General features: G+C 33.8%; 24 protein-coding genes. 22 read left to right on the top strand and 2 right to left on the bottom strand.

The genetic code is table 11. The features are described 5' to 3' along the window. Window position 1: 1 nt before the first annotated feature. From rfbB to DD829_RS00810, 20 genes are all read left to right on the top strand, one after another. Window positions 2-1081 (top strand): dTDP-glucose 4,6-dehydratase, encoded by a 1080-nt coding sequence (rfbB, locus tag DD829_RS00905; protein ID WP_076391754.1) that lies wholly within the window; start codon window positions 2-4, stop codon window positions 1079-1081. Between the two features lie 21 nt (window positions 1082-1102). Further along, on the top strand, window positions 1103-1966 hold the full coding sequence (gene rfbA / locus DD829_RS00900; protein WP_108409623.1) for a glucose-1-phosphate thymidylyltransferase RfbA: 864 nt from the start codon (window positions 1103-1105) through the stop codon (window positions 1964-1966). A gap of 177 nt (window positions 1967-2143) precedes the next feature. Continuing rightward, on the top strand, window positions 2144-2992 hold the full coding sequence (locus DD829_RS00895) for an ABC transporter permease (RefSeq protein WP_108409624.1): 849 nt from the start codon (window positions 2144-2146) through the stop codon (window positions 2990-2992). 33 nt (window positions 2993-3025) lie between these two features. Continuing rightward, complete coding sequence (locus tag DD829_RS00890) at window positions 3026-4276, top strand: ABC transporter ATP-binding protein (protein ID WP_108409625.1); 1251 nt, start codon at window positions 3026-3028, stop codon at window positions 4274-4276. Between the two features lie 24 nt (window positions 4277-4300). Continuing rightward, a complete protein-coding gene (locus DD829_RS00885) occupies window positions 4301-5275 on the top strand; it encodes a hypothetical protein (protein ID WP_123906772.1) in 975 nt (324 codons plus the stop codon). Window positions 5276-5290: 15 nt separating this feature from the next. Next, window positions 5291-5689, top strand: a complete 399-nt coding sequence (locus tag DD829_RS00880) for a sugar 3,4-ketoisomerase (RefSeq protein ID WP_108410271.1) — start codon at window positions 5291-5293, stop codon at window positions 5687-5689. Then, a complete protein-coding gene (locus DD829_RS00875; protein WP_108410270.1) occupies window positions 5686-6147 on the top strand; it encodes an acyltransferase in 462 nt (153 codons plus the stop codon). The genes DD829_RS00880 and DD829_RS00875 overlap by 4 nt, the downstream gene beginning before the upstream one ends. Next, window positions 6140-7240 (top strand): DegT/DnrJ/EryC1/StrS family aminotransferase, encoded by a 1101-nt coding sequence (locus DD829_RS00870; RefSeq protein WP_108410269.1) that lies wholly within the window; start codon window positions 6140-6142, stop codon window positions 7238-7240. Before DD829_RS00875 ends, DD829_RS00870 begins: the two co-directional genes overlap by 8 nt. Next, entirely contained in the window at window positions 7240-8136 is an 897-nt protein-coding gene (locus DD829_RS00865; RefSeq protein ID WP_108410268.1) for a glycosyltransferase family 2 protein, read from the top strand. The genes DD829_RS00870 and DD829_RS00865 overlap by 1 nt, the downstream gene beginning before the upstream one ends. A gap of 2 nt (window positions 8137-8138) precedes the next feature. Beyond that, complete coding sequence (locus tag DD829_RS00860; RefSeq protein WP_116547442.1) at window positions 8139-8960, top strand: glycosyltransferase family 2 protein; 822 nt, start codon at window positions 8139-8141, stop codon at window positions 8958-8960. Between the two features lies 1 nt (window position 8961). Next, window positions 8962-9828 carry a glycosyltransferase gene (locus tag DD829_RS00855; RefSeq protein ID WP_108411454.1) on the top strand — a complete coding sequence of 289 codons (867 nt, stop codon included), beginning with the start codon at window positions 8962-8964 and terminating at the stop codon, window positions 9826-9828. A 23-nt stretch (window positions 9829-9851) separates the two neighbouring features. Then, a complete protein-coding gene (locus tag DD829_RS00850; protein ID WP_108411453.1) occupies window positions 9852-10520 on the top strand; it encodes an NAD(P)-dependent oxidoreductase in 669 nt (222 codons plus the stop codon). Window positions 10521-10532: 12 nt separating this feature from the next. Continuing rightward, the gene (locus tag DD829_RS00845) at window positions 10533-11450 is read left to right on the top strand and encodes a glycosyltransferase family 2 protein (protein ID WP_108411452.1); all 918 of its coding nucleotides are present in this window, start codon (window positions 10533-10535) and stop codon (window positions 11448-11450) included. Between the two features lie 30 nt (window positions 11451-11480). Further along, window positions 11481-12227: a class I SAM-dependent methyltransferase gene (locus tag DD829_RS00840; RefSeq protein ID WP_116547441.1), complete on the top strand. Its 747-nt coding sequence runs from the start codon at window positions 11481-11483 to the stop codon at window positions 12225-12227. Between the two features lie 25 nt (window positions 12228-12252). Further along, window positions 12253-14049: an asparagine synthase (glutamine-hydrolyzing) gene (gene asnB / locus DD829_RS00835; protein WP_108410604.1), complete on the top strand. Its 1797-nt coding sequence runs from the start codon at window positions 12253-12255 to the stop codon at window positions 14047-14049. A gap of 2 nt (window positions 14050-14051) precedes the next feature. Beyond that, on the top strand, window positions 14052-14957 hold the full coding sequence (locus DD829_RS00830) for a GT-D fold domain-containing glycosyltransferase (protein WP_116547440.1): 906 nt from the start codon (window positions 14052-14054) through the stop codon (window positions 14955-14957). Next, entirely contained in the window at window positions 14954-15904 is a 951-nt protein-coding gene (locus DD829_RS00825) for a glycosyltransferase family 2 protein (RefSeq protein ID WP_108409517.1), read from the top strand. The genes DD829_RS00830 and DD829_RS00825 overlap by 4 nt, the downstream gene beginning before the upstream one ends. Continuing rightward, window positions 15897-16970, top strand: a complete 1074-nt coding sequence (locus DD829_RS00820; protein WP_108409516.1) for a hypothetical protein — start codon at window positions 15897-15899, stop codon at window positions 16968-16970. The genes DD829_RS00825 and DD829_RS00820 overlap by 8 nt, the downstream gene beginning before the upstream one ends. Window positions 16971-16980: 10 nt before the next feature. After that, window positions 16981-17811: an FkbM family methyltransferase gene (locus DD829_RS00815; RefSeq protein ID WP_108409515.1), complete on the top strand. Its 831-nt coding sequence runs from the start codon at window positions 16981-16983 to the stop codon at window positions 17809-17811. Beyond that, a complete protein-coding gene (locus DD829_RS00810; RefSeq protein WP_108409514.1) occupies window positions 17808-18749 on the top strand; it encodes a glycosyltransferase family 2 protein in 942 nt (313 codons plus the stop codon). Before DD829_RS00815 ends, DD829_RS00810 begins: the two co-directional genes overlap by 4 nt. 205 nt (window positions 18750-18954) lie before the next feature. Here DD829_RS00810 and DD829_RS00805 read toward each other — a convergent pair whose 3' ends face one another. Together DD829_RS00805 and DD829_RS00800 are read right to left on the bottom strand one after the other, a co-directional pair. Then, a complete protein-coding gene (locus DD829_RS00805) occupies window positions 18955-19983 on the bottom strand; it encodes an acyltransferase family protein (RefSeq protein ID WP_108408845.1) in 1029 nt (342 codons plus the stop codon). Between the two features lie 25 nt (window positions 19984-20008). Next, window positions 20009-20779 (bottom strand): class I SAM-dependent methyltransferase, encoded by a 771-nt coding sequence (locus DD829_RS00800; protein ID WP_108408844.1) that lies wholly within the window; start codon window positions 20777-20779, stop codon window positions 20009-20011. Between the two features lie 87 nt (window positions 20780-20866). Here DD829_RS00800 and DD829_RS00795 point away from each other — a divergent pair, with 87 nt between their 5' ends. After that, entirely contained in the window at window positions 20867-21706 is an 840-nt protein-coding gene (locus DD829_RS00795) for a glycosyltransferase family 2 protein (RefSeq protein WP_108408843.1), read from the top strand. After that, window positions 21706-22863: a glycosyltransferase gene (locus DD829_RS00790; RefSeq protein ID WP_108408842.1), complete on the top strand. Its 1158-nt coding sequence runs from the start codon at window positions 21706-21708 to the stop codon at window positions 22861-22863. The genes DD829_RS00795 and DD829_RS00790 overlap by 1 nt, the downstream gene beginning before the upstream one ends. Window positions 22864-22904: the final 41 nt, after the last annotated feature.

The raw sequence follows: 22904 nt of genomic DNA, 5'->3' as shown, positions 1-22904 counted from the left end.
GATGAAAAATATAATCATCACAGGCGGAGCCGGCTTTATCGGTTCGCACGTGGTAAGAGAATTTGTAAAAAATAATCCTGAAACAAAGATCATCAACCTTGATGCACTTACATATGCAGGAAATCTGGAAAATCTTAAGGATATCGAAAACGAACCTAATTACGTTTTCGAAAAAGCCGACATTACAAAACCTGAAGAACTTAGAAAAGTCTTTGAAAAGTACAATCCAGATGCTGTTGTGCATTTAGCGGCTGAAAGTCATGTAGACCGAAGCATTACGGATCCTATGGCATTTATTAATACCAACGTGAACGGAACCGCCAATCTCCTGAATCTTTGCAAGGAATTCTGGACGTTAAATCCGGATCACACCCACGGAAGATTCCCTGATGAGAAGAGAACAAATCTTTTCTACCATGTTTCTACAGACGAAGTATATGGAAGTTTAGGAGAAACAGGATTTTTCTTAGAAACCACAGCTTATGATCCGCAATCTCCGTATTCGGCTTCAAAAGCGGCTTCAGATCATTTGGTAAGAGCTTACGGAAATACGTACGGAATGCCGTTTATCATTTCAAACTGCTCAAATAATTACGGTCCGAATCATTTTCCGGAAAAGCTGATTCCTCTTTGTATTTCGAATATTATTAACGAAAGACCTTTACCTATATACGGTGACGGAAAATACACAAGAGACTGGTTATTCGTTATTGATCATGCCAAAGGAATTCATCAGATCTTCAACGAAGCCAAAACCGGAGAAACGTATAATATCGGAGGTTTCAACGAATGGCAGAATATCGACTTGGTAAAAGAATTAATCAAGCAAATGGATGCTAAATTAGGCAGAGAAGAAGGCTACTCTGAAAAATTAATCACTTTTGTAAAAGACAGACCGGGACATGATAAAAGATATGCTATTGACGCTACAAAACTTAATTCTGATCTTGGATGGAAACCTTCTGTAACCTTTGAAGAAGGTTTGGCGAAAACCATCGACTGGTATCTTGAGAATAAAGAATGGCTTGAAAATGTAACAAGCGGAGATTATCAGAAATACTACGAAAAACAGTATCATTAAAAATTAAACACAGATTAACCGATGAAAGGTATCATTTTAGCCGGAGGTTCCGGAACCAGACTTTACCCTCTTACCATCGCGGTAAGCAAGCAGTTAATGCCTGTTTATGATAAACCGATGATTTATTATCCGCTTTCAACATTGTTATTAGCAGGAATTAAAGATATCTTAATTATTACAACGCCCCACGATCAGGAAGGATTTGTAAAATTATTAGGAGACGGATCACAGATTGGCTGTAATATAGAATATGTCGTTCAGCCAAGTCCGGATGGTCTTGCACAGGCTTTTATTTTAGGAGATCAGTTTATTGGAAATGATGCTGCAGCATTGGTTTTAGGCGATAATATTTTTTACGGCTCAGAAATGGGAACTTTGCTTAAAAATAAGACTAATCCTGATGGAGGTGTTGTTTTTGCCTACCACGTTTCAGATCCTGAAAGATATGGCGTTGTAGAGTTTGATGATGATCTTAAAGCCGTTTCTATCGAAGAAAAGCCTTTACAGCCGAAATCAAATTACGCTGTTCCCGGATTATATTTTTACGATAACGAAGTGGTTGAAATTGCTAAAAACATTCAGCCTTCCGCGAGAGGAGAACTGGAAATAACTGATGTAAATAACGTATACCTTCAAAAAGGAAAACTGGAAGTTGGCGTTCTCGACAGAGGTACAGCATGGCTGGATACTGGAACTTTTGATTCTTTAAACGATGCTTCTGAATTTGTAAGAGTAATCGAAAAGAGACAGGGCTTCAAAATCGGCTGTATTGAAGAAATTGCTTTCAGAAATAAATTCATCAACGAAGAAAAATTACTGGAAACGGCAACCAAATACGGAAAAAGCGGTTATGGGGAATACCTAAAAAAATTAGTTAATAAATAACCGGCTAAATTAATATATTTTAAAACTATTGGCTTTACGGCTGATAGTTTTTTGTTCATAACAGTAAATATTAATATATTAGTTGATATTTTTCTTACTTTAAATGAATAATTATTCACAATAAAGAAAACGATAAATAAATTAAATAATCTAAATTTGCATTAAAATTTTACACAGATGAATGACCCACAACAAAAGTGGACAGAAACAATTGAAACCCAACATTCTTTGTTTGATCTGAAGCTTAAAGAAGTATGGCGCTACAAAGATCTTGTCTATATGTTTGTAAAAAGAGACTTTGTTTCCAGTTTCAAGCAAACCATTTTAGGACCAATCTGGTTTTTCATAAATCCAATTTTAACAACAATTGTTTATCTGGTGGTTTTTGGAAAGATTGCCAATCTCCCGACTGATGGAGCACCTCCACTATTATTTTATCTGGCAGGAGTAACGCTTTGGAACTATTTTTCATCCTGCCTTTTAGGTACATCCTCAACTTTTGTGGGCAATGCCAGTATTTTCGGAAAAGTATATTTTCCAAGATTGGTTACTCCATTATCTATTGTGATCTCAAATCTTATGCGTTTCGGCGTACAGTTTTTGCTTTTTATCATTGCCTGGTGTTATTATTTATCGAAAGATGAAATACATCCAAACATTTGGGTATTGGCAACTCCTCTGTTAATTATTTTAATGGCATTATTTGCTTTGGGAGTGGGAATGATCTTTTCAGCACTTACTACGAAATATAAAGATCTTACAATGCTTCTGGGATTCGGAGTAAGCTTATATATGTATGCTACACCGGTTATATATCCCTCCTCAGCTTTACCTGGGGGCTTTAAAAAACTTTCCTTTTATAATCCTTTAACCGGAATCTTTGAGTGTTTTAAATATGCCTGGCTTGGCGTTGGAGATTTTTCGCCATTAATGCTGGGAATCAGCTCAGCAATCATCGTTATACTCTTGGCTGTTGGTATTGTAATTTTCAATAAGATTGAAAAGACCTTTATGGATACCGTTTAAAAATCTTTTTAACATTTTTAATCATAAGAAAATATGCTCGCTCTAAAAGCAGAAAATATATCAAAACAATACCGTCTCGGACAAGTCGGAACAGGAACTCTATCTCATGACCTTAACCGTTTCTGGCATAAAGTAAGAGGAAAGGAAGATCCTTATTTAAAAATTGGTGAAGCGAATGACAGAACTGCAAAAGGAAAATCTGATTATGTATGGTCTCTACGTGATATCAATTTTGAAATTGAACAGGGTGATGCTGTAGGAATTATCGGAAGAAATGGAGCCGGAAAGTCCACTCTTCTTAAACTTTTAAGCAAAGTCACAAAACCCACAACCGGAAAAATTTATACCAATGGCAGAATTGCCTCTCTTCTTGAGGTAGGCACAGGTTTTCATCCAGAAATGACGGGTCGCGAAAACGTCTATCTCAACGGAGCGATTCTTGGGATGACAAGAAAAGAAATTACAAGAAAGTTTGATGAGATAGTTGATTTTTCAGGAGTTGAAAGATATATAGACACTCCTGTCAAAAGATATTCTTCAGGAATGTATGTGCGATTGGCATTTGCCGTTGCTGCACATCTTGAATCTGAAGTTTTAATTGTAGATGAAGTTCTTGCAGTAGGCGATGTTGAATTTCAGAAAAAATGCCTTGGAAAAATGGGCGATGTTACGAAAGGTGAAGGCAGAACCGTTCTTTTTGTAAGTCACAACATGGCAGCTATTAATGAATTATGCAACAGCGCAATTTTATTAGATAAAGGTACTGTTTTGATGCAGGGAGATAAAGACAAATGTATTATTGAATACCAAAAAAGAAGCGGACATCTTTCTTATTATAATGCATCAGAACATGATTTTAAAATAGAGAATGACAAAATTAAAGTATTGTCTTACACCGTTGAACCGATACATGGCAATGTATTAAATATTAATTCTGGGGCTAAATTTGAAATTATTTTTTCGAGTAAAGTTCAGAACTCGACATTGGATCTTTCTTTTTATTTAAGAAATTCACACGAAGTAACAATTCTGAGTAATGGATTTATTATAAGTGAAAACGGTGAAACTGGGGAATATTCGCTTGTATTTGAAATTCAGCCCAATATTCTTAATGAAGATTCTTATTATTTTGAAATGTTCTGGGGAGTCAATCGTTCTGAGATTGCACTAAAAACTGAATCTTTCGGGTTTGAAATTAATGGAATTCGAAATCAATTCGGCGATATAAGAAAATCGCCAGGTGTTATTTTCCCTAATATAATTTCAAATGTAAAAAAAATTTAGTTTAACGGACTTAATGAAATATTTATGCTTTTAAATATCATCTTTTCATATAATCGTGCAATGCAGGTAGACTATCTTCTATCTACTATTTTAAACAGACTGAAGATACCTGATTACAGTACTGTTATACTATACCATACAACAGGTGATCATCATTTAGGTTATAAAAAATTAATAGAAAAATATAAGACATATCCTAATATTAGCTTTGTTGAAAGAAAGGAAGTTTGGTTTGATATTTCTTTTTTAAAAACTTTTAATAGTAAAAAGAATTTTAATTTTTTTCTGGAAAAAAATCTAAAAAACAAAAAGGGAGATAACTTTAAAGGTCTTCTACAAAATTTATTAAGAAAAACCAAACATGATTTTGTAATGTTTAATACTGATGACGGAGTATTCTATGATGATGTTATTTTAGATAATGATGTTATTTCCGTATTTAAAGAAAATCCTAATACAACTTCTTACAGAATGTATGTTGGTGATAATATAGATGGGTTTCCAAATTATATTGAAAAAAAAAGTAGCTATTACCAATGGGATTATTATACAGATAAGAACATTACACATTGGTCTTATCCTTTTTCTGTAGATGGCACTATTTACAATACCAAATATTTATTAACCGTTTTAGAAAAAGTACCATACCATAATCCTATAACGCTTGAAGAAAATATGTTTAGATACGCGCTGGAACATAAACTTTTCAGAAACGGTATCAGTCCTTTAAAAACAAAATTAGTTGGAACAACATTAAATAGAGTTTCAACAGATAATTCTAATCCAACTATAAATATTGATGTTGATTATTTAAATCAGAAATTTACTGAAGGATATACTCTTCGCCTCAACCTTCCTGAGCAGATAACTGTAGTAAATATTGTACCTTTTGAGGTTATTATAGAAAAAGAAGATGAAACAATAGTCATCTACTCTATTGACGATGAAGGAAAAAAAGTTCAAAGTTCCTATGGAATTGAAGGAACAAAGAAAGATTAACAAACAATAAAAATTATGCCTCCACATATCATAGAATTTTCTAAAATAGGTTCTCAGGATCTGGGTTATATTACTGTAGCTGAAGAACAAAAAAACGTTCCTTTTGAAATAAAGAGAGTTTACTGGACGTACTACACGCCGCAGGACGTTATTCGTGGTGGGCATGCACACAAAGAGCTTCAGCAGATTATTTTTGCAGTTTCCGGGACTATAGAGTTTAATACATTAGATATGGAAGGGAATAATGAAACTTTTATTCTGGATACTCCATCCAAAGGACTTTATATTCCAAAACTAATTTGGAGAGATATAAAATTCAGCCATAGTGCAGTTTTATTGTGCTTGGCTTCAGAATTATATGACGAGAAAGATTATTTCAGAGATTTTGATGAGTTTAAAAATTATAAAACATGATACATCCATTAGCCGACGTTCAATCTAAAAACATAGGTGAAGGCACCATGATATGGCAGTTTTGTGTGATTTTGAAAAATGCGACTATTGGTAAAAACTGTAATATAAACTGTCAGGTACTGATAGAAAACGATGCCATAATTGGTGATCACGTTACCATAAAGCCAGGAGTACAAATATGGGACGGAATTACTCTTGAAGATAATGTATTCATTGGTCCGAACGCTACCTTTACAAACGATTTATTTCCGAAATCAAAAAATAAAGAATTTAAACTTATAAAAACTCTGGTGAAAAAAGGCGCTTCCATTGGTGCAAACGCAACAATATTAGCAGGAGTAACAATCGGGGAAAATGCACTTGTAGGAGCCGGAAGTGTAGTAACAAAAAATATTCCCGATAATGAAATATGGGTGGGAAATCCCGCAAAATTTTTAAAGAAAAATAACAATGATTAAATTTCTGGACTTACAAAAAATAAATCTTTCTCATCAACAGGAGATTGAGGAAGCTTTATTAGAAACTTTCCGTTCCGGATGGTATTTGCTGGGAGAGAAAGTAAAAACCTTTGAAGAACAGCTTTCAGCCTATTGCAAAGTTCCTCATGCTATAGGAGTTGCCAATGGTCTGGACGCTTTAAGGCTGATTTTCCGTGCATATATAGAATTGGGAGTAATGAAGGAAGGAGATGAAGTTTTGGTTCCTGCGAATACATACATTGCATCACTTCTTGCGATCACAGATAATAAACTGGTTCCTGTTTTGGTAGAACCGGATATTGAAACGTATAATATTGATATTAATAAAATAGAAGAAAAAATATCTTCCAAAACCAAAGCCATTCTTTTGGTTCATTTATATGGAAGTATCGTTTTCTCGGAAGAAATTAAAGCCCTTGCCGAAAAATACAGCCTGAAAATTATAGAAGATAATGCACAGGCTATCGGAGCTGTCTGGAAAGGTAAAAAATCCGGAAGTTTGGGTGATGCAGTAGGATTCAGCTTTTATCCCGGAAAAAATTTAGGTGCTTTAGGTGATGGAGGTGCAGTTTCTTGTCAGGATGAAACCCTTGCAAAATGTATCAGAGCTTTAGCCAACTATGGTTCTCAGAAAAAATATGTTAATCAGTATCAAGGCTATAATTCAAGATTAGACGAAATTCAGGCAGCTGTGCTTTCTGTAAAACTTAAATATCTGGATGAGGAAAACAACAGAAGAAAAGAGATTGCCAATCGTTATCTTGCTGAAATAGTCAATCCTTCAATTATACTTCCAAATCATAAAACCGAAGAGAACAGCCATGTTTACCATCTTTTTGTGATCAGAACAGAAAAAAGAGATCAACTTCAGAACTATCTTGAGGAAAACGGAATACAGACTTTAATTCATTATCCAATCCCACCTCATCATCAGGAAGCTTATTCTCATCTTAAAGCACTGGAGTTACCGATTACAGAGAAAATTCATCGTGAAGTATTAAGCTTACCGATTTCTCCCGTGATGACAGAGGAGGAAGTATTCAGAATTATAGATATAATAAATACGTTCTAATGGAAAACCCTTTAGTAACAGTTATAGTAGTTTCCTATAATCATTCAAAATATATTGAGGAAAATCTTGATAGCATAAAAAATCAGACCTATAAAAATATACAGCTTATAGTAGCTGATGATGCTTCTAAAGATAATTCTACTGAAACTTTTGAACAGTGGCTGAGCAAAAATAATTATCCTGCTGAAAAAAATTTCCATCAAAAAAATACAGGTCTGGCAACAATGCTTAATGAATGTATAGAATCAGTAAAAGGGGAGTTTGTAAAAGTAATCGCTGCAGACGATTATCTTCATCCTGAAGCCATTGAAAAATCTGTTAAAGAGCTTGAACGACTGGGAGATGAGTACGGAATGGCATTCACAGACACTTATTTTGTAAATGAAAAATCTGAAATTACTGAAGATCTTGCCGATTACAATACATTAGGAAATATTGATAAAGATTTATTCCGAAAAGAATTAATTAAAAATAACCGAATTGCTGCTCTTACTGTTTTAATGCGAAAAGATGTCTTAGTTGAAACAGGCAAATATAAATCGGATTTATTAATTGAAGATTATTTCAGATGGCTAAAAATTAACGCTTTATATTATATTGCATATATTCCAGAAAAATTAGCTTATTATAGAACCCATACAACCAACATTTCATCATTAGCAAAAGAAAGAATTGAAAAGGAAACCCTTTTGCTTCAAATGCTTTTTGATGAAGATGGAGCCGTAAAACAAAAGATTAACAGCAAAACACAAAAACTGTATCTTAATGGAGAAAAATTTTCTCAAGAATATCTTCAGGCATATAACAATTATCCCTATCACCTTAAAAGGCTCAATTTTGCTTTAAAAAATAAAATTCCGCGACCTGTTTATAAGCTTTTGAATAAAATTATCTAAAAATGAATCCTACAATTTCCATCATTGTTCCATGTTACAATCAGGCAGAATATCTTGATGAATGCCTGCAATCGGTTCAGGATCAAACCTTTAAGGATTGGGAATGTATTATCGTTAACGATGGTTCACCGGATCATACAGAAGCAGTATCTAAAAAATGGATAGAAAAGGACAATCGTTTTACTTATCTACATAAGGAAAACGGAGGTCTTTCTTCAGCGAGAAATGCAGGAATTGAAATAGCAAAAGGAAAATGGATTCTTCCGTTAGATTCCGATGATAAAATTGGAAATCAGTATTTGGAACTGGCTTCACAAAAATTTAATGACGGATATACCGTAATCTATTGTAAAGCTGAGTTTTTTGATAAAGTAAACCATCCATGGAAATTACCCAGCTACCGATATCAACATTTACTTGTAGAAAACTTAATATTCTGCTCCGCATTTTTTAAAAAAGAAGATTGGAAAATCGCAAATGGATATGACGTTCATTTGATTTACGGAAAGGAAGATTGGGACTTTTGGTTATCCATTTTGGATGGGAACAATAAAGTGCTGTGCATGGATTACGTAGGCTTTTTTTATAGGAGAAAGGAAGAATCTATGGATGTTGCAATTAATCAGGATAAAAATAAAATAGACTTCTCTCTAAACTACATTTATAAAAAGCATCTTAAAAAATACCTGCCAAAAAATAAAAATGCTATTGAAAACTTTGAGCAGCAGGAAAATTTAAAAAATAACTTAGATTTTTATAACGAAAAAGTAAATAAAAATTTCATCAACAGAATATTATTTAAACTAATTATAAAGTTCTCCTAGAATGCTCTCCATCATCATTTCATCCTATCAAAAACACTACTTCGATCAGCTTACCGAAAATATCAGGGAGACGATCGGAGAAGATTTTCGGTATGAAATTATCCAGATATGGAATCCGAATGTGATGAGCATTACGGAAGCATACAATTCGGGAGCAGAAAAATCCACATTCGAAAATCTTCTTTTTCTACACGAAGACATTATTTTTTATACCAGAAACTGGGGAAACAAATTGCTGCATCATTTACAAAAAGAAAGTACAGGAATTGTGGGCGTTGCGGGCTCATCCTATGTGCCATTTGCTCCATCAAGCTGGACGGTTGCTGAAAAGTACAATTCTGTATATATTTTACAGGGCAATAAAGAGAATACAGGGTTCTTTCACATTAATTCCACAGAAGAAAACAGTACTAAAGTTTTCGCTGTAGATGGTGTATTCATGGCAATCAGGAAAGAAAATTATAATGAATTTAGATTTGATGAAAATTTAAAAGGATTTCATGGTTATGATCTGGATCTCAGTTTAAGAGTTTCCCGAAAATTCCAAAATTATATAATAGATGATATCTTAATAAAACATTTTTCCAGCGGAAATCTTGATAAAAAGTGGCTAGACGCCAATATAAAAGTTAAAGAAAAATTAGGATCAGATTTTAAACACAAAATAGATCCTGACGTAGAAAAAGAAGTATTTCAAGGTTTTTTGTATAATTATTTCAGATATTATCCGGTTAATCGAAAAAATATTTTATTTACATTACAATTTTATCCTAAAAAACTTAATTTTAGAGATCATTTGGAAATCTTAAAAAAATATTATCAATACATAAGATATTCCGGAAATATCAACAAACGCACAGAGAATTAAAATTTATTAAAAGGCTTATTTGCATGATTATAGGAAACGGACTCATTGCCAACTCACTAAAAAATATCGATTCCAAAGACCATCTTTACTTTGCTTCCGGAGTTTCAAATTCCCTCGAAATAAGAAGCTCGGAATTTGAAAGAGAATTTTCTCTTCTAAAAAACAGCATAATACCACATGAGGAAAAAAAGCTTTTTTATTTTTCTACTTTAAGTGTGAATGATCTTTCAAAACAGCAAAGCCCATATGTTCTGCACAAACTGGAAATTGAAAATTTCATAAAAGAAAACTGCAAAAACTATATCATTCTAAGGGTCGGTAATATTGTAGGCAAAGGCGGAAACCCGAATACCCTGTTTAATTTCCTTAAAACACAGATTATACAGGGCAGTAATTTTATGTTGCATCAGAAAGCCAGAAGATTATTGCTGGATATTGATGATATTACGGAATTTTTAGAATCAAACTGTGCAAATGTTAATAACCAAACCATTAACTTTGCCTATCCGTATTATTATGATTTAAAGGAAATTGTAGAAGCCATACGGAATAAGCTGCAAAAAGAAGCGAATTATCAGGAATCGGATGAAGGAGATTTTTATAAAGTTGATTTTGATGAATCGGTAAACGATTTCTTTAGAGGAATAGATGCTGAAAATTATTTAAAAAATTTAGCTGAAAAATATATTTAGAATAGAACACAAATGCCTAAAATTTATTTTATTATTGTTACCTACAATGCCATGAAATGGGCAGAAAAATGCTTTAAAAGTTTAAGGCAGTCTTCTGTTCCTGTTTACTGTATTGTGGTAGACAATGGTTCCACAGACGGCACACAAAAATACATTACGGCAAATTTTCCCGAAGTTGAATTAATTCAGTCTGAAAAGAATCTGGGATTCGGAAAAGCCAATAATATCGGGATCGAAAAAGCCTATCAAAAAGGAGCCGATTTTTTTTATCTGATGAATCAGGATGCATGGATTTTTAGTGACAGCCTGGAAAAGCTCCTTCATGTTTACAATCTTCATCCCGACAAAAAAGAAATAGGCATACTGAGCCCGATGCATATCGACGGAACCGGAAAGAAACTGGATATTTTTCTTGATAAATACATTGCCCATAATTTTGAAACAAGACTGATCTCTGATCTCTATTTCCAGACTTTACAGCCCTTTTACGAAATAAGCTTCATCAATGCTGCTCATTGGTTTCTACCCAAAGAAACCATTGACGTGGTAGGAGGATTCAACCCTTATTTTTTTCATTACGGCGAAGATTTAGAATATGTAAACCGCATTTTATTCCACAAGAAGAAAACGTTACTTGTTCCGGAGAGCAAAGTGGTACATGACGGAAAACAGTCTCTGTCTAAGGTCGATTATACAAAATACGAAGACCTCAGAATAGAAACCAACATCATGAATCCCTCTATTCCGGATTCTCTGAAGGCAGAGAAAAAAGCACTCAAACAAAGTATGCTAAAAAATATGTTTACCGGAAAGAAAAATAACTATCAGAAGTTAGCATCAAAATATAAGAAAATCGTTTCCGAGGAAAAAAAATTAACTGAACTCAGAAATATCGTAGAAAAGAAATCGCCCTCATTTCTGAACCTGTAAATCCATATTCAATATTTAAAAATACTTAAAATGATAAATAAAATTGCAAACAAAATAAAACTACTTTCCCATTCAGGTTCCACCTATCACTGTCCCTATTGCGGTTACGATTCTAAAGATCTGGAAGTTGTAGGGCATGATCTTAAAGTACTAAGAGACAAACAGGTAATTGGCGGCGGAAGACGCGCTGCAGGATGCTATAAATGCCATTCAAGAGACAGAGAGAGACTTTTATATGCATTTTTAATTGAAGAACTGAAAGTTACAGACAACAAAAATTTCAGCATTCTGCATATTGCTCCGGAACCCAAGCTTTCAAATATATTTTTAAAATCAAATGTAAAAGAATACATCTGCGGAGATTTATTTACAAAAGGATATGATTATCCAAGTCATGTAAAAAATATGAATGTGATGGATATTCCTTATGAAGATGATCATTTTGATCTTGCCATCTGCAATCATGTTTTAGAACATATTCCTGAAGATACGAAAGCAATGAAGGAACTTCACAGAGTCTTAAAACCGGGAGGTCATGCTGTTTTGCAGGTTCCTATTTCCAAAAATAATCAGCAGACCCATGAAGATTTCACCATCACCGATCGAAATAAAAGAGAAGAATTATTTGGACAGTTCGATCATGTGAGAATTTACGGACAGGATTATGTATCAAGGCTGGAAAGTGTTGGTTTTAAAGTAAAAAGAATAAATATTTCGGAAAAATATAAGAAATTTGGTCTTAATCCTGATGAAGACATTTTCTATTGCGAAAAATAAGTAAGATCAATTAAAATTAAAAGGTATGTGCGGAATAGCGGGAATCATTACCAACAACGCCAGAAATTATCAGGAAGAACTGAAAAAAATGACCGATGCCATTGCGCATCGCGGTCCGGATTCTTCTCACTTTGAATTTTACGAAAATGCAGCTTTAGGACATCGCAGACTTTCTATTATTGATCTTTCCGAAAACGGAAAACAACCCATGTTTTCCTCTACAAAAGACGAATGCATCGTACTGAACGGAGAAATCTACGGTTATCAGGATATTAAGGCACATTATCCAGAATATCCTTATCGTGGAAGTTCAGATACGGAGGTAATTCTTGCCATGTATCAGAGGAAAAAAGAAAACCTCATCCATGATCTTCCGGGAATGTTTGCTTTTGCCATCTGGGATAACGAAAAACAGGAACTGTTCTGTGCAAGAGACCGTTTTGGAGAAAAACCTTTTTATTATGCAATTGGAAACAATAATGAATTTATTTTTGCCTCAGAAATCAAAGCAATCCTCGCTTCAGGGCTTATCCGTTCAAAAGTAAGCAATCTCGCGCTTTCTCATTACCTTCAGCATGGGTATGTAAGTACATATCAGAGTATTTACGAAAATATTCATGCCCTCCCTCCTGCTCATCAGTTGATCTGGAAAGAGGGCAATATCTCCGTTTCAAGATATTACAGTCTTCCCAAAAAAGACAGAACCATAAGTTTATCCGATGCCAAGGAAGAATTTACTTATCTGTTAAAGAATGCTGTGAAAAAACAGTTGGTAGCCGATGTTGAAGTAGGAAGTTTTCTGAGTGGAGGTTTAGATTCTTCTTCCATTGTAGGACTTGTTGCCGAATTTTTACCCAAACAGACAACCATAAGTTTTGGCTACGATCACGAAGACAGCGAACTAAAATATGCCAAAGAAATAGCCGATAAATACAATACCAATCATATTGAAGTTCACGAAAAAAAGGAAGATCTCGTAACGGCTCTTTTAAAAACTTCTCCTTTTTTCGATGAACCTTTTGCGGATTATTCTTCAATTCCACATTTTGAAATCTGCAGAAATGCACGTAAAAATCTTACCGTTGTGCTTTCGGGAGATGTAGGAGATGAATTATTCGGCGGCTATAACTTTTACACCATTGAAAATAAACTGAGAAATCATTTCAGTTACAAAAATATTATTGCCCAGTTTGGATTAAAACTGTATCAGAAAATAAAACCTATCTCTTTTATCAGTCAACAGAATATTGAAAACAAAAGCATTCTTGAGTTTCACCAAAACTATGTAAGAAGAGCTTTCTCAAAGCAAGAAAGACAGGCTTTAGGACTGCATTCGGATTATGATCAGCCTTACAGCTTTATCCCAGATCCGGATTCATTAAATGATATCATGCGACTGGATATTGAAGACTTTGTACCGTCCAATATGATGGTAAAATCCGACAGAATGGCAATGGCAAACTCTTTAGAAGTAAGAACGCCGTTTCTTGATCTGGATTTCGCAGAATTCTGCATTCAGCTTCCGGAAAATCTTAAACTTAGTAACGATAACGATAAAATTATCCTTCGCGAATCTATGGGCTCTTACTGGACGGAAACCATTAGAAAACGACATAAACAGGGATTCGGAATGAATGTTAAAAACTGGTTTACAGAAGATAACCTTCTCCGCTTTTCCGATGAACTGTTAAAAAATCCCAATCAGAAAATTTTTAATTACATCGATTTTAAGGCTACTCAGAATTTACTGACCAAAGATTACAAACACTGGTGTCTTTTGCAGTTGGCTCTTTGGGCTCATAACAACGAAAAATATTTGTAATCATGAGTCTGAAAAAAAGAATTACGTCCCGTTTCTATTATTATCAGTGGCTTTTTAATACCCGAAAGCTTCGTGCAGACTTTCCGTCTTTCCGTATTCTGAATATAAAAGATACTATTGATGATATTATTAAAAACAAACTTTCCGTAAGCAGGTTTGGAGATGGAGAATTCAGATTGATGCTTCCGCAGTACGAACTGGAATTTCAGGAAAACAGCGAAATAATCCGGAAAAAAATGCGCGAAGTGATTGCCTCAGATCTCAAAAACCACTTGGTATGTCTTCCTGAACCGCTTGCTACAGTACATTCTTTTGATATTATTACAAAATATTGGTGGAAAAAATTCATTAATAATTACGGTTCCAGAGTTTCTCCTTTTTTAGATAAAAACAAAACCTACGGAAATTCATTCATTACAAGATTTTATCTCGGTTATGAAGATAAATCTGAAAAAAGGAATTTAGACATCATTAAATCTCTCAAAAAGATATGGGATAAAAAAGATATCCTGATAATTGAGGGAAGATATTCCAGACTGGGTGTAGGAAATGATCTGTTTGAAAATGCAGCTTCTCTTAAAAGGATTATCTGTCCCGAAAAGAATGCATTCAGATGTTATGATAAAATTTTTGATGCAGCAGCGGAATTTGGAAAAGACAGACTTATTTTGGCGGCTTTAGGTCCCTCCGCAACGATTTTGGCTTACGATCTGGCTAAAGACAATTATTGGGCAATCGATATCGGACATATTGATATTGAATACATCTGGTTTTTGAGAAAAGCTACGGAAAAAATTGCGATCGAAGGACGTCATGTTAATGAAGCGGAAAGCCAGGAATCCTTCGATATTCCGGAGGAATTTGCTCGACCTTATCAAGAAAGTATCATTTTAGAAATAAAAGAATGAACCTGAATATTTCTGTTATCATCCCCGTTTATAACGCTTCCGGATTTTTAAGAAAATCGGTGGAATCTGCTCTGCAATTTGAAGAAGTAATAGAAATTATTTTGGCAGAGGATTGTTCTACAGACAATTCTCTGGAAATCTGCAAAGAACTTGCTTCAGAAAATTCCAGAATTAAATTATTTCAACACCCTGACAAAGGAAATCATGGCGCAGGAGCAACAAGAAATTTAGGAATTGAAAAATCAACCGCCGATTTCACAGCATTTCTGGATGCGGATGATTATTATCTTCCCAATCGCTTTGATGCGGAAAAAGAACTTTTCAAAGATCCAAAAATCGATGGTGTTTTTGGTGCAATTGGCGTGGAATATTTAACGGAAAAAGGCAAACAGGAATTTCAGCAGAAATTTAAAGAATCTAATCTTACCACCGTAAATTATCCTGCGGAAGGAAGAGAGGTTTTCAGAGGTTTACTAGGCTTAACTTCAAAAACATTTGGCTCTTTTTTTCATCTGAATACGTTAACAGTGAGAAAATCTGCTTTAGACAAAGTTCATCTTCGTTTTAATGTAAATCTCCGCGTACATCAGGATTCCGATTTCAATCTTAAACTGGCATATCTCTGTCATCTAAAGTCCGGAATTATCGATCAGGCGATTGCCATGAGAGGAATTCATGATGACAACAGAATTACCAAGATAAAGCCTTATTCTTCAAAATTTTATAAAAACAGTTTGCTATACAGTGAATCAGTTTATTTGTGGAGCAAAGCCAATTCTTTAGAAAAAGAATACGCAAAAAAAATAGCGTTAGATTATTTCAGCTTCAAAATAGCGAATCAGAAGGGATTAAAAAAATGGTTTTCATTTTTAGCTACAGCACTACAAAATCCGGAATTTCTGAAAACAAGATATCGGTTTCATGCTTTAAACAATCCTCATGATTAATACAAAAATTAACCAGATCAAAAGGCTTGTGAGCGATTCTTTGGCTTATGTGAAATTAAAATCTTACAGTCCGCCGAAGAAGGACAAAACTTTATTGATCAATTTTAAAAACCCGAATCTATACCATCGTTTTTTTTATTTGCTGGTTAAATTCTATCAACTTTCAGGATACAACATTATTTATCCTATGAATTTTGCAAGATTCAGAAATTTAAGAAATAAAGACCGCTATTTAGGACTTATTGTCCGGGAGAAAAACTTTTTAAGCATTCACAAAAAAAATCTTCCTGAAAATTTTATCGAAATAAACGATGAAATGTTTAGTCCTGATTACTTTTCCACTTATTTCGAGCATAAGAATATTGATGAAAATGCTTTTCATATTCCTATGAGTTTTCATCCATTCATGTATAATAAAGAAATATGGAACCATAAAGTGGATACTGACAGAAAAAGGTTCAATTCTATTTTCTGTTATGGAAATTTTGATGCTAAAGCTTATTTGGATATCAAAAGAACTGCTTTTACAGTGGAAACACGGGTTGCGCTTTTAGATTTTTTTCAGAAAAAAGAGAACTTTGTTTCTATTCATGGTAAAAATGATATCGTCTCTTCAAATGAGAATTTAGATGAAAAATATGTTTTCGCGATCAAGGAAAATTATCCTATAAAAATGGAGGATATCCGGGAACTACTCTCCTATTTCAACTTTTATTTATGTTGTCCCGGAGTCGTAATGCCGCTTTGTCATAACGTGATTGAAGCAATGTCAGTTGGCACCATTCCTCTCATACAAAAAGAATATGCTGAGGTAATGTATCCTAATCTTCAGCATAAAATGAATGCAATTGTATTTGAAGATCTTAATCATTTAGAACAAATTCTTAAAGACGAAATTTTCACTTTTCAGGAGCAGGAAATTGCTGCAATGAGAAAAAATGTTTTAGATTATTATAGCGACTATCTCACTCCGCAAGCTCTGGTAAAACGCCTTAATAAAAGCATCGAAGAGAAAAAACTTATATATTTACAGGCGGAACACAGAAGCATAAAATTTATCCGATAAAATTATAAACATGAATACAGTAAAAAAATTTAGTAATGTCCTATTTAAAGAAGGAGTTTTCAATTTTGTTAAAAGAAAACTCAATATCTCTTACCTCGACAGCGTTACCACGTATACCATAAAATACAGAGAAAAAGAAACCAAGATTATTCTAAACAGAAAATTCGGATATGTAGATATGATGATCTTTAAGAATGGTATTTACGAAAAAGATATTATCGATGATATGTATAACGAGCTGAATAAAGGCAAAACAATGTTGGATATTGGCTCAAATATCGGTCAGCACAGTTTGATATTAAGTTCATATTGTAAGGAAATATATGCTTTTGAACCTATCCCCAAAGTATATGAACAATTTAATAAAAGCATTGCTAAAAATAATATTCAGAATATAAAAACTTTTAATCTCGGAATCAGCAATAAAAAAGAAACTAAGGAATTCAATTTTATTGAGGATCATGCGGGAGCAAGTTCTTTTATAGACAGAGCCAATGAGCATACCAATAAAATCATCGTAAAAACAGATACCCTGGAAAACATTATTGGGGAAACTCGTTTTGATCTCATGAAAATAGACGTTGAAGGATATGAAGCAGTAGTAATTCTTGGAAATAAGGAAATTATCCTGAAAAACAGACCTGTAATTTTTCTGGAATACGACAGACAGTGGATTTCTGAGGAAGGTTCCTATACTCCTGAAGATCTGTACAATTTTTTCAATGATAATAAATTTGAAATATACAGCAGAGTACATAATAAAATTATTCAGAAAAGTGATTTTGCAAATGTATTCCAGGACAACTGGATTATAAAACCAATTAACATAGATCTAAATTGAAAATCTCCGTCATAACTCCCGTTTACAATGCCGAAAAATATGTAACTCAGGCTGTGGAATCCGCTCTTCAGTTTGAGGAAGTATATGAGGTTATTTTAATTGAAGACCAATCTCCTGATAATGCTTTAGAAGTATGTGAAAAATTAGCAGAAAAATATGATCGGGTAAAGCTTTTTCAGCATCCCGACAAAGGAAATCACGGAGCGGGAAAAACAAGAAATTTAGGACTGGAAAAAGCTACCGGAGACTTTATTGCTTTTTTGGATGCAGATGATTATTATCTGCCCAACCGTTTTGATGCCGAAAAAGAACTATTTAAAGATCCAAAAGTAGAAGGTGTTTACGGTGCTTTAGGAGTTCATTACTATTCTGAAAAAGCAAAAGAACAGTATTACAGTCTTTTTAAGGATAATTTAACTACCGTTTATAAGAAGCACGATCCCAGAGACGTTTTTCCGGGTCAGCTCAATATGAGAGGAAGCTTTGGGCTTTTCAGTATCGATTGTTTAACGATCAGGAGAGAGTCTATGGTCAGAAAGCTCAATCCTTTTTTCAAAACGCATTTAAGGCTTCATCAGGATACAGAATTCTTGTTCAGATCATCTTATTATCTTGAGCTTTATCCGGGAATTCTCGATAAAGCGGTTGCCATGAGAGGCGTTCACGAGAGTAACAGAATTACAGCAGTAGATTCTAAAAAAGTAAATCCTGCCATAACCCGGGTTCTGCTGTGGAAAGAAGTAAACGAATGGGCACAGAAGGAAAACACCATTCCGGAAGATATAAAATTACACATCAAAAGAATGCACAGAAGCTACGAAATAGCTCTTGCTCCAACGTTTAAAAAATGGGGAATGATTACCAAGTATCTTTTTACAGACTACAGAAGCATTCGCTCCGGACTTTATAATATCAATTTCAGAGAATATTTATTTTAAATGTTTCGAATTTATAAGTATAGAATCCGCGATCTGTGAGGTAAAAACTTTTCCGGATTCTTTGTACATATGGTTTGCATCTGTATAAATATAATCTTCAGCTTTTGAAGAAAAATCAAAGTAAATAATTACTTTTTTAAGATAATTTTAATTCTTCTTTTTAAATATAAGCAATATGTATGGCTCATTTATCGCAAAAGTAATATTATCCGAATTTTATCTTCTTTAAATAATCTCTGCAGGGTTTTTCTATCAATTGATAAAAAATGCCTGAAATAATTATTAAAACAGGAATATAGATCCAAAAGATGATACTTCTATCATAGATTCTGAAATAATCCCACAAAAACGACCTTAAAATAAACAGAACAGGAATGTGAACAATGTAGATGGCATAGCTGATTTCTCCCATATATTCCAAAGGCTTTATAGACATTATTCTGGTTAAAAAACCATTGTTCAGAGAGATTAAAACAATCAGCGGAACAAAAAATACAGCCATTAATCCATCATGATAATATAGAGGTACAAACAGCAGGGAAAATAATATTAAACTGAAAACCAGAAATATCGCCCAGTCATAGTTTTTCTGTTTAAAATTTTTAACAAAAAATATTCCTGCAAGGTTTCCGATTAAAAATTCGTTAATATGCAATAACGGAAAGTAAGAAATAAAATCGTGACTTTTGGAAAATCTTCCTTCATACAATCCTGAAAACATGAAGTAGTTGCAAAAAACCTGAGTGGCAATCCAGATGAGAACAGCAGTAATCCAGATGAATTTATAATTTTTTGAGTAAATATAATTATACAAAAAAGGAAAAATCAGGTAAAAGAAAAACTCTACAGAAATCGACCATCCCGGAAAATTCAAAATTAAAGCTTTACCGGGAAGCCAGCTCTGAACACCAGACAAATATGCAATAATCGGGAAAAAAGCAGTTTCCTGAGATCGTGTAAATAAATATAGAATAAGTCCGATTACATACAGCGGATAAATTCTTGCGACCCTGTTGCGGTAAAAATCAATGTAATTTATTTTTTCTTTGGAATGATACGCAACAATCATTATAAATCCCGAAAGAATAAAAAAATAACTTACTCCAATATTCGCCTTAGCAAAAATCTCCGAAATATATTTTATTTTATAAACAAAAGCACCTTCACCATAATGGAAAATCACAATTGCTAGGGCTGCAAGAAATCTTGTAAATGTAATCTGACTAATTTTCACGAATCAAAAATACACTTAAAAGTTTTTATTTAACAAAAACACCAATGTATTTTCCTTCGTACTCTACTACTGTAGTTTCGATGTTGTTTTTTTCGCAGAAATCCTGATAGGCAGAATTGTCTCCGATATCATCACTAATGAAAACTCCACCTTTTCTCAAATGCAGGTAAAGCTCGTTGTAAGCCCAGAATCTCCCATTATAACTCTTATCAGAATCATAATGCACTACATCAAAAGATGCGTTATCAGCAAAAATTTTAGGAAGAGATTCTCTATCCGCAAAACGGTATAATTTCCAGCTGGAGGTAAGACTTTCAGGTACAATACATCCTACATACTGATCGCCATCCTGCGCCAGATAAGGCATATCCGAACTGTATAATGTTCCGTTTCTTTTAGTTAAGGAAAGTAATGCTGCCAAAGAAGACCATCCATACGCAACGCCGGTTTCCACTGCATTTTTAGCATGGGTAAACTCGCAGGAATAATAAATCAGTTCTAAAGCTCCCGCTCCTCCCATTTTAATCGGACATTCATTCTGTCTTCTTTCAGAATCTTTTAAAATTTCAGCGAAATCTTTCTGAAAAGGATCAATATCGATCCCGAAAAGCTGGGAAACCGCCTGCTTTTGAGAAACCGCTCTGGAGGCAGCCCAGGAATTTGTTTTTTCTTTTCCTTTAAAGGCATTTCCCCGGTTTACGGTATTTTTTACAATTTTACGCCCTAATTCAGGGTAAAGATCCGGTCTTTTAAGATAGGCTATAAACGTTTTGAGAACTCTGGATATTTCGCTCACTGTGTTAAATTTAAGCCACAAAAATAAAGATTTTTCTGTTATCTTTAGGATATAATTATCTTTGTAAAAATTTATTAACACAATAAGATGAAGTTTTCTGTTCTGATTGCCAATTACAACAATGGAAAATTCTTTAAAGAATGCTATGATTCTATTATAGCACAAGATTATAAAAACTGGGAAGCGATTATTCTGGATGATGCTTCTACAGATGATTCCGTGGAGGTAATTAAAGAATTAACCGGCAGTGATGAACGTTTTAAAATTTACAGAAATGAAGAAAACAGCGGTGTAGGAATCACAAAAAGCAAACTGATTGAACTGGCGGAAGGTGATATTTGCGGCTTTGTAGATCCTGATGACGCTATTACACCGAATGCGCTCTCTTCAAGCATAAAAATTTTTCAAAAGCAACGAAATGTTGTTCTTACTTACAGCAAATTTGCAAAATGTGATAAAAATCTGAAAATTCTGGAGGTTCCTAAAATCGCTCAGCAGGTTATTAATAACAGTCCGTTTTTTTTCAACTGCCCTGTAAATATTGTGCATTTCGTGTGTTTCAGAAAGAGCATTTATAATCAGACGGAAAAAATGAACACGGAAATGAAGATTGCTGAAGATCAGGATTTATATTTAAAAATGTATGAAAAAGGTAAGGTAAAATTTATTAACGAGGTAAATTATCTTTACAGGCTTCATTCCGGAGGTATTTCTCAAAATGACAACCGCCCCAAATCGAGGGAATATTTTGCCAAAGTCATTTTCAATACCATGAAACGCAGAAAGTTATCTTCCATAAACGGAAAAGCAATCCCGAAAGAGTACAACAGTTCTCAGGAAATTTACAGACTTTTAGAATATCAGAATTCCCTTTCATTCAGAATAAAAAAGAAACTGATCATACTTGCTCAACAAATCTTTAGTTAATGACGAAAAATAATAAAATAAAAGTGCTTTTCAGGCATCGTTCTATGGAAATGGGCGGTGTGGAAAAAGTAGTTTTAAGTATGTTCCACAATCTTAGCCAAGATAAGTTTGATTTTACCATTTGTTTAAATATCAATCAGGGAGAACTCAGAAATGAGTTTCCGAAACATGTAAGAAAAGTATACCTTACAGACGGAAAAGAAGACTTCTCAAAAAATTCGTTTCTTCAGAAAATTCAGTTGGCAAAAAGAAAACTGAAACTGAATAAGGCAGAAAAAGATCCCAAAATTGCAGATAGGCTTTTGGGGGAACAATATGATGTAGAAATTGCAACCACCTATTCGATCTATAAAGCGGTATTAAATTCTACCAATAAAAATTCAAAGAAAATCGCCTGGCTTCATTCCGACTTAACTTTGGATGGATTTGATCCTTATCGTAAAGAGATCTTTGATAATATGAAGCAGTTTGATTATATTATTTATGGCTCTCAACAATGTAAAGATGCACTGGATGAAAAATTTCCGGATGAAAAATTTCCTCCTGGTAAAGTTGTGCTTAACGCCATCCCGATTGAAGAACTAAAAATTAAAGCTAAATCTTTTCCTGTTGATTTTGGTAACGTTCCTACTTTTGTTTCTGTGGGAAGGCTTCATTTCAGAAAAGGATACAGAAAACTGCTGGAAACCCATAAAAAACTTTTGAATGACGGCTTTATTCACAACATCCATATCATTGGTGATGGCGAAGATTATGAAGTTCTGGCTAAAAGGATAGAAGAACTGGGTGTTCAAAATTCATTTAAGCTTCTTGGTACGCAAATGAATCCGTATCCTTTTGTAAAAAATGCTGATTTTTACATTATGCCTTCTGAAAGTGAAGGATGGCCATTAATTATTGCAGAAACATTAATCCTTCAAAAGCCGATTTTAGCGACCAATGTTGGCGGAATTCCAGAAATGATAGACCATAATATTACAGGCTATCTTACCGAATATTCCGAAGAAGGCCTGTATAATGGAATAAAAGAATTTCTCACCAATAAAAATACGGTTGCCAATATTCAGGCGAATTTAAAAAATATTGAAGACCGCTTCGACAATAAAAAAATCTTTGACACGGTAGAAGAAATTATTGAATCTCTACTTAAAAAATAAGATCAGAATAGTACCTTCAAGAAAAATATAACAGCACACCC

The organism is Chryseobacterium sp. HMWF035 (genome assembly GCF_003094695.1).
Lineage (GTDB): Bacteria > Bacteroidota > Bacteroidia > Flavobacteriales > Weeksellaceae > Chryseobacterium > Chryseobacterium gambrini.
This window is presented reverse-complemented; position numbering and strand designations above follow the sequence as displayed.

Coding starts and splice junctions, on each gene's coding strand:
- DD829_RS00795 (WP_108408843.1), top strand. CDS start 20,867: ATGAAGTTTTCTGTTCTGATTGCCAATTACAACAATGGAAAATTCTTT.
- DD829_RS00880 (WP_108410271.1), top strand. CDS start 5,291: ATGCCTCCACATATCATAGAATTTTCTAAAATAGGTTCTCAGGATCTG.
- DD829_RS00870 (WP_108410269.1), top strand. CDS start 6,140: ATGATTAAATTTCTGGACTTACAAAAAATAAATCTTTCTCATCAACAG.
- DD829_RS00840 (WP_116547441.1), top strand. CDS start 11,481: ATGATAAATAAAATTGCAAACAAAATAAAACTACTTTCCCATTCAGGT.
- DD829_RS00860 (WP_116547442.1), top strand. CDS start 8,139: ATGAATCCTACAATTTCCATCATTGTTCCATGTTACAATCAGGCAGAA.
- DD829_RS00865 (WP_108410268.1), top strand. CDS start 7,240: ATGGAAAACCCTTTAGTAACAGTTATAGTAGTTTCCTATAATCATTCA.
- rfbA (WP_108409623.1), top strand. CDS start 1,103: ATGAAAGGTATCATTTTAGCCGGAGGTTCCGGAACCAGACTTTACCCT.
- DD829_RS00790 (WP_108408842.1), top strand. CDS start 21,706: ATGACGAAAAATAATAAAATAAAAGTGCTTTTCAGGCATCGTTCTATG.
- rfbB (WP_076391754.1), top strand. CDS start 2: ATGAAAAATATAATCATCACAGGCGGAGCCGGCTTTATCGGTTCGCAC.
- DD829_RS00820 (WP_108409516.1), top strand. CDS start 15,897: ATGATTAATACAAAAATTAACCAGATCAAAAGGCTTGTGAGCGATTCT.
- DD829_RS00830 (WP_116547440.1), top strand. CDS start 14,052: ATGAGTCTGAAAAAAAGAATTACGTCCCGTTTCTATTATTATCAGTGG.
- DD829_RS00850 (WP_108411453.1), top strand. CDS start 9,852: ATGATTATAGGAAACGGACTCATTGCCAACTCACTAAAAAATATCGAT.
- asnB (WP_108410604.1), top strand. CDS start 12,253: ATGTGCGGAATAGCGGGAATCATTACCAACAACGCCAGAAATTATCAG.
- DD829_RS00875 (WP_108410270.1), top strand. CDS start 5,686: ATGATACATCCATTAGCCGACGTTCAATCTAAAAACATAGGTGAAGGC.
- DD829_RS00885 (WP_123906772.1), top strand. CDS start 4,301: ATGCTTTTAAATATCATCTTTTCATATAATCGTGCAATGCAGGTAGAC.
- DD829_RS00815 (WP_108409515.1), top strand. CDS start 16,981: ATGAATACAGTAAAAAAATTTAGTAATGTCCTATTTAAAGAAGGAGTT.
- DD829_RS00825 (WP_108409517.1), top strand. CDS start 14,954: ATGAACCTGAATATTTCTGTTATCATCCCCGTTTATAACGCTTCCGGA.
- DD829_RS00855 (WP_108411454.1), top strand. CDS start 8,962: ATGCTCTCCATCATCATTTCATCCTATCAAAAACACTACTTCGATCAG.
- DD829_RS00845 (WP_108411452.1), top strand. CDS start 10,533: ATGCCTAAAATTTATTTTATTATTGTTACCTACAATGCCATGAAATGG.
- DD829_RS00890 (WP_108409625.1), top strand. CDS start 3,026: ATGCTCGCTCTAAAAGCAGAAAATATATCAAAACAATACCGTCTCGGA.
- DD829_RS00895 (WP_108409624.1), top strand. CDS start 2,144: ATGAATGACCCACAACAAAAGTGGACAGAAACAATTGAAACCCAACAT.